This window comes from Terriglobia bacterium, from assembly GCA_020073185.1.
Taxonomy (GTDB): domain Bacteria; phylum Acidobacteriota; class Terriglobia; order Terriglobales; family Acidobacteriaceae; genus JAIQGF01.
Genome location: JAIQFT010000086.1, coordinates 1 through 9,929, shown reverse-complemented (window position 1 = coordinate 9,929; position 9,929 = coordinate 1). Strand labels below are relative to the sequence as shown.

The following is a 9,929-nucleotide window of genomic DNA, read 5'->3' as shown; positions in this document are numbered from 1 at the left end:
GTGCCCGATGCGGCACTTAGCCATCACCGGGATGGAAACGGTATCCATGATCTCGCGGATCAGTTTCGGGTTCGCCATGCGCGCCACTCCGCCGGTGGCGCGAATCATCGCGGGGACGCGCTCCAGTGCCATCACCGCGACCGCACCAGCCTTTTCCGCCACTTCCGCCTGGGCCGCGCTCATCACGTCCATGATCACGCCGCCCTTGAGCATCTCTGCCAGCCCAGTCTTCAGCCGCAGTCCGCTGTTGCCATTGTTGTCGGACATACTTGCTCACCCCCACTTCACGCGCGCCGCGCTTGAGCACCAGCGCTCTAACTTCTGCTGTGCAACATACTATTTTACATCCTGACTGCGCGCCCCGCAGCATTCGCGTGCCACCGGTCCCGCCAACTCCCACTTACGTCCCGCCGCTTGTAACCTGCCGCCGGCCTGCCGCTCCTGAGTGCCCATGTGGGACGCTTCAAAAATTAAGGAGAGAGCGTATGTTTAGAATCGTAGTGAGATTGGTGGGAATGTCTCTGGCCGCCCTGTTGTTGCTGTCTGCGACGGCTGGCGCGCAACGGTATCAGCAAACCAACCTCGTGTCCGATGTTCCCGGGCTGGCTGCAACCACGGATCCCGACTTGGTCAACGCCTGGGGAATGGTGCACAGCGCAACCAGTCCGTGGTGGGTCAATGATAATGGCACCGGCAAATCGACCCTCTACGACGCCGCCGGAACCAAGCAGACATTGGTTGTGACCGTGCCTCCGCCCGACGGAAGTGCGCCCGGCACGACCAGCGCGCCCACCGGTATCGTCTTCAACGGCAGCACCACGGACTTTATCGTCGCCAACCCGGCCGACAACACTAAGTCCGGCGCTGCCCGCTTCATCTTTGCCACCGAAGACGGCACCATTTCCGGTTGGAACCCGACCGCCAACCCCAATACCGCGATCATCGAGGTCGACCACTCCGCCTCCGCGGTTTACAAAAGCCTGGCCATGGGCGTGTTTAACGGCGCCACCCTCCTCTACGCCGCGAACTTCACCGGCGGCAAAGTGGAGGTCTTCGATTCCTCTTGGGCGCCGGCCAGCGTGCCCGGAGGATTCGTGGATGCGCACTTGCCGCCCGACTACTCTCCATTCAACGTACAGAACATCGGCGGCAATATCTTCGTTACATTCGCCAAGTCGGACGGCAGCAAGGATGAAGTTCACGGCCGCGGGCTCGGCTTCGTGGATGAATTCGATAGCGGTGGCAACCTGCTCATGCGGCTGAAGCATGGCAAGTGGCTGAACGCGCCCTGGGGAATTGCGCTGGCGCCCGCCGACTTCGGGAAGTTCAGCAATCACCTGCTGGTGGGAAACTTCGGCAGCGGGATGATCGCGGCCTATGACCCTTCCAGCGGTGAGTTCGACGGCCTCCTACGCGGTCGGCACGAACGGCCCATCGTGATTCCCGGTCTTTGGGCACTGGCCTTCGGCAGCGGCGGGTCGGGATTGACCAACAACGGCCCTGCCAACACGTTGTTCTTCTCCGCCGGCATTGACGATGAAGAGCATGGGTTGTTCGGCACGCTTACTGCAGTACCCAGGAAGGACGACGACGGCAAGGACCGCGACGACAAGGACCACGACGACAGCAGGGACCACGACCACAGCAAGGACCACGACGAATATTGATTCCTGCGGGCAGAGGACCAGTGCCTCTGCCCGATTCTCTCCTTGCGGGTCAGCGGCTGACCGGAACAGTGGTTCGCAGGAACGTCTGCATGATGCGATCCGCATCCACCGCCTTGAACTTGCCGCGTCCGCTGGCCAGCAGTTCTCCGCGATGGTTGCGGATCTCCGCCGCGCGCAGGTGCTCGCGGCCGCGCACCCGCACTTCCCAGCCCGATGCTGTCAGCTTTTCTCCCAGCGGCACAGGCTTCAAATAGCGGACCGTCAATTCCACCGTGGGCGCCAGCACATTGCGCAGCTTGGACGGCTTCGACATCGCCTCGTCCAGAATCACGGCAATGATGCCGCCGTGCGCGTGCCGCGGCGGGCCGGTGAAGCGCCGTCCCAGGCGGAAATGCGCCACGAAGCGCTTCTCCTTCTCGTCGTGCACAAAGTTCAAGCGCATGCCTTCGGGATTGTCCTTGCCGCAGCCGAAGCAATAGTTCTTGCGCAGCGCAGGGTGCTTCTTCAGCACCGGATGTTGGTGGTGTATGTGATCACGGATATGGCGCGTCTTGGTCATGCCTTCAAGATGCCACGGCAGGCGCGCAGGCGTCAGCGGAAAAATTCTCGGTGTGCGGTTTTCGCTTAGCGGTTCTCGGTTAGCGATCAGCCGACAACCGAGAACCGACAACTGACAACCGATTACCGCTTTTGCGCCACCAGTTCCGCCAAGTCCTTCTCTTCCACGGTTTCGCGGTAGTGGAGCACGCGCAGGCGCAGGAAGGTATGCAGCAGTTCATTTTCCTGCAGGTAGTACTCGGGATGGCGCACCGTCTTGGCGTGTTTCGTTTTGTGCTCTTCGGTGTAGGTTTTGTAGACCAGCAGTCCGCCCGGTTTGAGCGCCTTGACCAGCGCCGGATAAAGATCACGCTGCAGGTAAAAAAAGACGAGCACAAGATCGTACTTCTCTTCCCCGGGATCGAAGGAGCGCAGGTCGCGGACCAAAAAGTTGATCTTCACCCCGCGCTCTTCGGCCTTGCGCTGCGCCTTCTCAAAGGCGACCTCGGAAATATCCACCACCGTCACCCTCCAGCGCAGCTCGGCGAGCCAGATGGCGTGGCGGCCCATGCCGCCGGCAATGTCCAGGGCGCTGCCGCCCTTGGCGAACGCCGGCCGGATAAAGTCGTCGTAGGCGTTGAGCAGGAACGGGTCGGGCTCGAAGGTGTCGTGCGACTCTTCCTGGTAGCGGCGGTTCCAGTTCTGTCTCTCGTCTTCCGGTACGCTATCCCGCATGTTCTCTGCTCCGTTCGCTGCGCATCACGGCACTTCAGCGCCTCATCGCGGCGTTACGATGTTCGCTCGGTCAAAAAGCGGCAAATTTTATTTACCCTAATCCGGCGGCGGATCATCTTAATTGTTTTTTGGGTATTGTTGCGTAACTAGTATTTCACCTGGCCGCAAGGAGGCTCGATGCCGGAGTTACAGACCGGAAGCTACCACGCGAACAACTTCGTGCGCGCATTCCGTCGCTGGTTTGTTCCCTACGCTCAGTCGCGCGTGATGTCCGACAAGTTTCGACCGCTGCTGTCGTACCTGTTCACCGAGTGGAAATGCAACGTCGATTGCCACTACTGCTGGGCCTTCAACAACAAAGTGAAGGGCATGACGGAGGAGACGGCCATCCGCTCCATCGACTGGCTGAAGGACGTCGGCTGCCGCGTGATTGCCATCATGGGCGGCGAACCTCTGCTGCGCCGCGACTTCATCCTCAAGGTCGTGGACTACGGCACCAAGAACGGCTTCTTCGTGTACCTGCCGACCAACGGCATCCTCATGAACGAGGATTTCATCGACAAGGTCGGCGACCGCGGCGTGGCCGCCATCAACCTGGCCGTCGATTCGATTGACGAAAAGCCCGGGCTGGCGAAGAACTTCAAGCGCATCGAAAAGCAGTTCAAATACCTGGTGCAGCAGCAGCGCAAGTACGGCTACATGATCGTGTTCAACACCAACATCTGCCGGCACAACCTGGACGACGTCAAGCAGCTCACCGAGATCGCGCACGACAACGGCATCTCCAGCGACGTGCACATCAACGAGCCTCCCTACATCGAGCAGCCGCATTTCCAGCACTTGAACGAAAACGTCACCTACATTCGTCCCGACGACTGGCCGGCGGTGGACGAGGTGCTCGACTGGCTGATCGAGAAGAACGCGCAGGGATACATCATGGTCAACAGCAAGGACCACCTGCGCAAGATGAAGGAGTTCATGCGCGGCGTCACTTATCCCTGGAACTGCCGCGCCGGACACAACTCGTGCGTGATCCGCACCGACGGCACGCTGGCGCCGTGCTTCCCCATGTACTCGGCCAAGACCGACTGGGGCAAGATCTGGGAGCCGAAGTTCGACAACCACGAACTGGACGAGATGAAGAAGGTGTGCAACTCGCACTGCCTCTCCACCTGCCAGTACGTGCTCGGCTACTACTACAACAACCGCAACGTCGTGCGTTGGATCCTGAAGCAAGGTCTGCACGGCTGGAGCGGCAGGCCGCAGATGGCGGAAGCGTAGTTTCCAGTTTCTGGTTTCCAGTGGCCGGGGCGAAGCGCCTCGGCCTTTTTGCGTTTCGGGTTGGTAAGGGGCGATGTGATAACGACCCTTAAGTGAACCTACGGTTACCCCCTCCCCCCTCCCTTCTTGTGGAATCAACGAGTTACGCACGGTATACCGTGGATTCGGCACGGTTACCGTGGGGCTGGTCTGTAGAATCAACGAGACGCATTCGGGTTTTCTGGAAAACCGAAGATATACGGTTGTCACACCTCGCGACCACAAGTAATAGTGGCAAGACACCGCGGGCCGCAGGGTGGAAGCCCGCGGCCCGAATGCCAGCCGAATTTTCAGCTAAACTCATTATACCTCGGGAGGTCAAGCGATTTGGTCACAGGTCAGTGTGACAAGCTGGGGGCTGGACTGGCAGTCAGCAAGAACCAGAAACTCAACGACCGACAGCACTACGACACCGCATTCATGTGGTGCTTGCGTAACATCGCGGCGAGCTCTTCCCCATAACCGCGCCGCTTGTGGTGCTCGGCCTGGTTCTGGATATAGGCGATCGTCTCGTCGGTGTGCGAGATGCTCACGCTGAATGCGGCGTATCCTTCCTGCCACGCGAATCCGGGAGCGGTCTCGCGCATCCATCGAGATGAATTCGCCTTGATTGCCTGAACGGCTTTCGCCACCGACACCGTCGGCGGAACTCCGATAAACACATGGGCATGATCGTCCATTCCACCCACCGCGTACACGGTCGCGCCGACGTTCCGTGCAATGCCAGCGATGTACGCCCACAATCGCGGTTGTAGGTCAGGTTTGATCGTGTGCTCGCGCGACGCTGTGCCGAAAACGTAATGAACGCGGACGGATACGAAGGTATGTGCTCCCATGGTTGTGCCGTCCCTGCGGGGACTCAGAATTCTAATGCGAATTAGCGTCCCGGGACTTACGTCCCGGGCTATGAACTGCCGTCCTTCGGACTGTTTTCGGCGAAGGGCCCTCGGTCGCTCAAAGGCCACGCTCGCAAGAGTGGGGCTTCGAAAGAGCGCGCCAATTCTTCCGTAGTCCGCCGCCTCTTCCGGAGTCCCGCAGGGACGCCAGTTCATAGCCCGCCACGTCAGTGGCGGGAAAGGTATGAGCAAGAAAGATCTCAGAGTCCCGCAGGGACGGCACGCTTCTCCGCGACATTGAGGCGATATCCCGGACCGTGCCCCACATCTGCCCGCCTTTGGCAGATGTGGGTTTTGCCTTTGCTGAGGTTGCCCCACCCGTCGAACAGCGCGACGAGTGGACGCCCACATTTCCCTGACGGCGGAAAGGCTACCACCCGCCAAGCTACTGCGTTGTCTTGGAGCGTATCACCGCGATCTCTTGATTCAAGGCTTCCATCTTCGGTCCCATCTTGCTGAGCACTCCTTGCTTCGTGAACTCAATCACAGAGTCCGCAGCCTTCAGATCCAAGCCGATTATGCCCTTAGCGGCATTCCGCCGACGCACATCAGCCGGAATATTGCCACCCAAATACAGCGAGAAGAACAAACCAGGTATGTGGAACCAATACCGCTGGCATTCCTGCAAGTGCGACGCGACCGCAGGGTACAGAACTTGATGGGCCCTTTTGTATGGCCACACGTCAACCGTCAGCACAATGCCATCTTCTGGCACTGGGCCTTCACAGCGGCGGAATTTCCGTGTCGGCCCCTCTAACGCGCCTAAGTCCACTTTCGGAGCTATCAGCCCGGTTGTTGTTGCCCACTTATGTACGGCAGCCCGCCAAAAGATGCTCATGCCGAAATACACAAGTTGTCCGACGTCAAAGGCGCTTACGCCGGCGACATCGCACAAAACAAGGTCATCGCCTTTGAACACTGGCACCAATAGTTAATTGCGTCCTGAAGTGGAAACGCTCCGTCGTAGTCCTGTGGAATGTTCGCAAGTACCCACTTCTCCCCGTGCTTGTTCAGTAGGTCTTCACATTCCGCACACAACACATAGCCCCGGTACTGGACCGAAACCTGTTTGAGCTCGCCACCTACCTCCATCACGGGGTGAAGACTATTGAGCTGGGCAGCGCGCAAGAAAGCATACAAGCGTTTCGGCAAATAGTGGCTGTCGCAAAGCTCTTTCACTAGACCACATAGCTTGCATTTAGCCACTGGTCTTTGCTTTTCCATGATCGGACAATTGTACCCGTGACTTCCCCGCGTGGTACATCGGTTTGTGCGACCGCCCGGCCCGCGTGCCCCAAACGTAAGCGTCCGGACCGCTTTTGGAAGAGAGATCGCGAGGTTCGAGTCTGTCATTCCCACCCGCTTCCCTGACGGCGAGAGGTTGACCCACTCGCCTAGCCGCATCTCAGGCTAGAATGTGTTTCGTACCATGATCGACCCGATCTTGACGCTAGCATTTTCGATGCAGTCGGCTCCGGGGTTATATGCCCTCCTAGTCGCTTCCGGGATTTCGCGCGCCGCTAAAATCCCGACTGGCTGGGAGATCACTGTGGACCTGATCCGTCGAGTAGCAATGCTGGAAAACGCCGACTGCGAACCCGACCCTGAAGCTTGGCACCTGTCGCGATTCGGACGCGAACCCAACTACTCGGAGCTGCTGCAGGAGTTGGCGAAAACCTCTGCGGAGCGATCTCAATTGCTCCGACGGTATTTCGAGCCTACTGACGAGGAGCGGCAGCGCGGCGAGAAGGTCCCGACTGCCGCGCACAATGCGGTAGTGGTGCAATTTGAAATCAAGGTTGTTTTGGCGGTGTCGCAGCCTTAGCAGGGGCCGGTGAGGCTGTGCAGCCCAGTGTGCCAGAGTACTTGAACGGTCTTACGATATCCGGGAGACCATCACGTTTTATGATCTCGGGAAGTCTGCTCTTGCGCAGGATTGGCTCCCAAATGCTGATCGAGGAATGAGTAATATCCTGCAATTCTGTTGAGTAGCGATTGGGAGGAAACGCTGCAACTAGCCGCCTTTCTGGTTTGATCCGCTTTACGGCCTTAAGAGCTGGCACCAGGTCAGAATCACCAGTTACCAAGATGGCTGTATCATATTTGTTGTCCAAGGCATCGCAAATCAGAGCGGTGGCGATGTTCACGTCCGTTTTCTTTTCCTGCGGATGGTATGCTGGATGGCCGCAGCGGTCACACTCATTGCGATTAGGCTCGAAGCGACCAAGGATTATTTCCACTTTAGGCAAAGTTCGCAGAGCATCCAAGAACAGATTCTGCCTCTCTTGTTTCCCCTTGCTGCCAGTAATCGGTGCGGTGAAATACTTGACCGCAACGAGTTCTTGGCGGTGAGTCAACATTCGATCACACATTGCCTGCAAATCAAGCCACATGTAGCGATACCACGTGGGGTCTGGGGTATGAATTGACCCGCGCTTAATCGCTTGGCTGCGGATGCCGAAGTAGAGATTGAAGCCGTCTATGTACGTGATAACCTTGTACTTAGGGAGTTCCACAATGGCACTTGACAGCTTTTCTCTAAATGATAGAGTCATAAGCGTAACTACATCTCCAGTGTGAAGAGCGCTGGATCCAACGACCGCCCAACGGGTGGTCGTTTCGCGTTTAGGCGCTTTTTTCTAGCAATTCCGCCCCGCTCAGCAGATTTACAAGTTCCCCCAGGCTCCATGCATGATCGGCGATTCCCGCCTCCATCGCAGGTGTTACGCGAAGTGTCTTGTGAATACGGCAAAAGTTGTAGTGCATGAAGTATAGCGCCAGCGCGTGGCCATGGTTCTCCAGTTTTTTGCTGAACCCGTTCGTCAAACGTGTGAATCTCCGCATGGACATGCGCATTGTTAGGTTCTGGCGCTCCACATATGACGTGCTGACGTGCTTCGGGTCGGGGTCTCCGCTGACCACTTTCATATCGCAGCCGATGCACGTTGCCGGACTGTAGCGCGATGCATCAGGAGTCGGAGCACCATGAGATTTTGTGAAGCATCGCGTAATCGGCATCAGCCCCAAACGCGTCTTCAACGGCGCTCAGGTAGGCACTGTGCGCGTCAGTCGTGATTTGTGGCCGTCCGATGATGCGAACAGCGCAATCCTGCATGAATTCCCACGCGGCTGCCCTGTCCCGTCCGCCCATGAAATACGTGACGCACAGCTTTGTATCTGCATCAATCGCGGTCCACGTCCAAACGTCGCCCCATCCTTCGGCTTTCTTCTCGGGACTGGCGTTCTTCTTCTTCGCACCCACGAAGCTCCAGATTTCATCGCACTGCAACCGGCGCACCTTGAGGCCGCGAACGTAGCGGTGATGGTAAGCAGCGGCGGCACAGCCGAGATCACGCAGAAGACTGAGTACGGTGTGCTTCGCAACGCCCGTCATGCGGCAAGTGCCATTGATCGAGACACCTTCGACGAGGGCGGCTATCACTTGGCTGCGTGTTTCATTCGACAGGCGATTCATGATGCCAGCTATTATAAGCTAGCATAAGCTGGCATGTAAAGAAAGTAATGCTTGCTTTTTATTGCTGGCATAGTTATTATTGCCCCATGCGCAGAAATGATGAGTTTGCTGCAGAACGCGCTTCTCTCGGCGGGAAAAGCCGCATGGAAAAGCTATCGCCTGAACAACGCAGCCAATTGGCTAAGTCAGCCGCAGACAAACGATGGGCAAGAAAGAGAACCATAGACCCCGTCGTTAATCATGGCGACGTCCCGAAAGCGAAGCTGTGGGGCGAACTCCAAATCGGAGAGAAGCTCTTGCCTTGCTATCACCTCGCCAACGACGTGCGAGTGTTTAGCTTGAAGGGTGTCGTGGTTTCACTGATCGAGACCGAGGGTGGTCAGCTTGCAGAATACATTAAAGTGAAATCGCTAAGAGACTTTCTTCCCAACGACTTAGTGCCTGCAGAAAATGACCAAATTCCGGCCTTGATTCAATTCGATACCGGCGGAGAAGGTTTCACCAAATACGCTTGGGGCTTGCCAGTAGAGAAGTTCATTGATCTGTGCGAAGCCTATTCCAGGGCCGCAGAAACCGCTGGTAACCTCACTGAGAGGCAGGTACGGATTGCCATTAACGCAAATGCCTTTCTTCGAGCGTGTGCCAAAGTCGGTATTATCGCGCTGGTTGATGAGGCAACAGGGTATCAGGCACAGCGGCCCCTTGATGAACTGCAGCTAAAACTCAAACTCTTTCTTGCGGAGGAAATGCGTAAGTGGGAAAAGACGTTTCCCGATGATTTGTGGGTACAGTTCGGGAGGTTAACAAATTGGAAAGGAACGTTGCATCAGAGGCCGAAATACTGGGGCAAATTGGTGATGGAATTGATATACGAGTACCTTGACCCAGATGTAGCGCAATGGCTGAGGGATAATGCGCCGAAGCCAATACATGGTCAGAACTACTTCCTGTGGATGAACGAGCAGTATGGCCTCAAGAAGTTAATTGAGCACATCTGGAAGGTGATCGGGATTGCAAGCACGTGCTCGGACATGGAAGAACTGCGAAAAAGAATGCAGGAATTGTACGGAAAACGCCCTGGGTTTCAGTTTGAACTGAAACTTGCGGCCCCGAAAGCGCCAGCGCCTACTTCGACCGCTCAGTAGCTTCGCGGACGATGCGCGAGAGTGTCCCGCTTTTAGTTGGAGGTTGAAGAGCGGCGCTCGGGATCATGTTACGCGACCTCCTGCTTAGTCGCAGCTTTTTCTGTTTCTCCTCTTCCTAGGATTGCTCTCAGTTGCCAGATGTCCTTCCAGCCCA

Annotated in this window: 10 protein-coding genes and 1 pseudogene; 4 read left to right on the top strand and 7 right to left on the bottom strand. The window is 57.1% G+C overall.

The features are described 5' to 3' along the window. The coding region (locus LAN64_19530; GenBank protein MBZ5570022.1) for a pyridoxal 5'-phosphate synthase lyase subunit PdxS at positions 1-267 on the bottom strand (267 nt) is incomplete at its 3' end. Between the two features lie 218 nt (positions 268-485). On the opposite strand from LAN64_19530, the gene LAN64_19525 reads away from it, so the two are divergent. Beyond that, complete coding sequence (locus tag LAN64_19525; GenBank protein ID MBZ5570021.1) at positions 486-1,667, top strand: TIGR03118 family protein; 1,182 nt, start codon at positions 486-488, stop codon at positions 1,665-1,667. Positions 1,668-1,716: 49 nt separating this feature from the next. Here the strand turns inward: LAN64_19525 and LAN64_19520 are convergent, their stop codons facing one another. Both LAN64_19520 and LAN64_19515 read right to left on the bottom strand, forming a co-directional pair. Continuing rightward, a complete protein-coding gene (locus tag LAN64_19520; protein ID MBZ5570020.1) occupies positions 1,717-2,226 on the bottom strand; it encodes a PaaI family thioesterase in 510 nt (169 codons plus the stop codon). Positions 2,227-2,348: 122 nt separating this feature from the next. Continuing rightward, positions 2,349-2,939, bottom strand: a complete 591-nt coding sequence (locus LAN64_19515; GenBank protein ID MBZ5570019.1) for a methyltransferase domain-containing protein — start codon at positions 2,937-2,939, stop codon at positions 2,349-2,351. Between the two features lie 177 nt (positions 2,940-3,116). Between LAN64_19515 and LAN64_19510 the strand changes: the two genes are divergently transcribed. Further along, positions 3,117-4,220, top strand: a complete 1,104-nt coding sequence (locus tag LAN64_19510; GenBank protein MBZ5570018.1) for a radical SAM protein — start codon at positions 3,117-3,119, stop codon at positions 4,218-4,220. 443 nt (positions 4,221-4,663) lie between these two features. On the opposite strand, the gene tnpA is transcribed toward LAN64_19510, so the two are convergent. Beyond that, a complete protein-coding gene (gene tnpA, locus LAN64_19505) occupies positions 4,664-5,095 on the bottom strand; it encodes an IS200/IS605 family transposase (GenBank protein MBZ5570017.1) in 432 nt (143 codons plus the stop codon). A 445-nt stretch (positions 5,096-5,540) separates the two neighbouring features. Further along, positions 5,541-6,074 carry a hypothetical protein gene (locus tag LAN64_19500; GenBank protein ID MBZ5570016.1) on the bottom strand — a complete coding sequence of 178 codons (534 nt, stop codon included), beginning with the start codon at positions 6,072-6,074 and terminating at the stop codon, positions 5,541-5,543. Between the two features lie 630 nt (positions 6,075-6,704). Here LAN64_19500 and LAN64_19495 point away from each other — a divergent pair. Beyond that, positions 6,705-6,980, top strand: coding sequence for a hypothetical protein (locus LAN64_19495; GenBank protein MBZ5570015.1), 276 nt, complete (start codon positions 6,705-6,707; stop codon positions 6,978-6,980). On the opposite strand, the gene LAN64_19490 is transcribed toward LAN64_19495, so the two are convergent. Beyond that, positions 6,949-7,710 (bottom strand): NYN domain-containing protein, encoded by a 762-nt coding sequence (locus LAN64_19490; protein ID MBZ5570014.1) that lies wholly within the window; start codon positions 7,708-7,710, stop codon positions 6,949-6,951. The two genes, LAN64_19495 and LAN64_19490, sit on opposite strands and share 32 nt — an antisense overlap. Positions 7,711-7,780: 70 nt before the next feature. Continuing rightward, positions 7,781-8,630 (bottom strand): annotated as a pseudogene (locus LAN64_19485) (IS1 family transposase). Between the two features lie 143 nt (positions 8,631-8,773). On the opposite strand from LAN64_19485, the gene LAN64_19480 reads away from it, so the two are divergent. Then, a complete protein-coding gene (locus LAN64_19480; protein ID MBZ5570013.1) occupies positions 8,774-9,775 on the top strand; it encodes a P63C domain-containing protein in 1,002 nt (333 codons plus the stop codon). Positions 9,776-9,929: the final 154 nt, after the last annotated feature.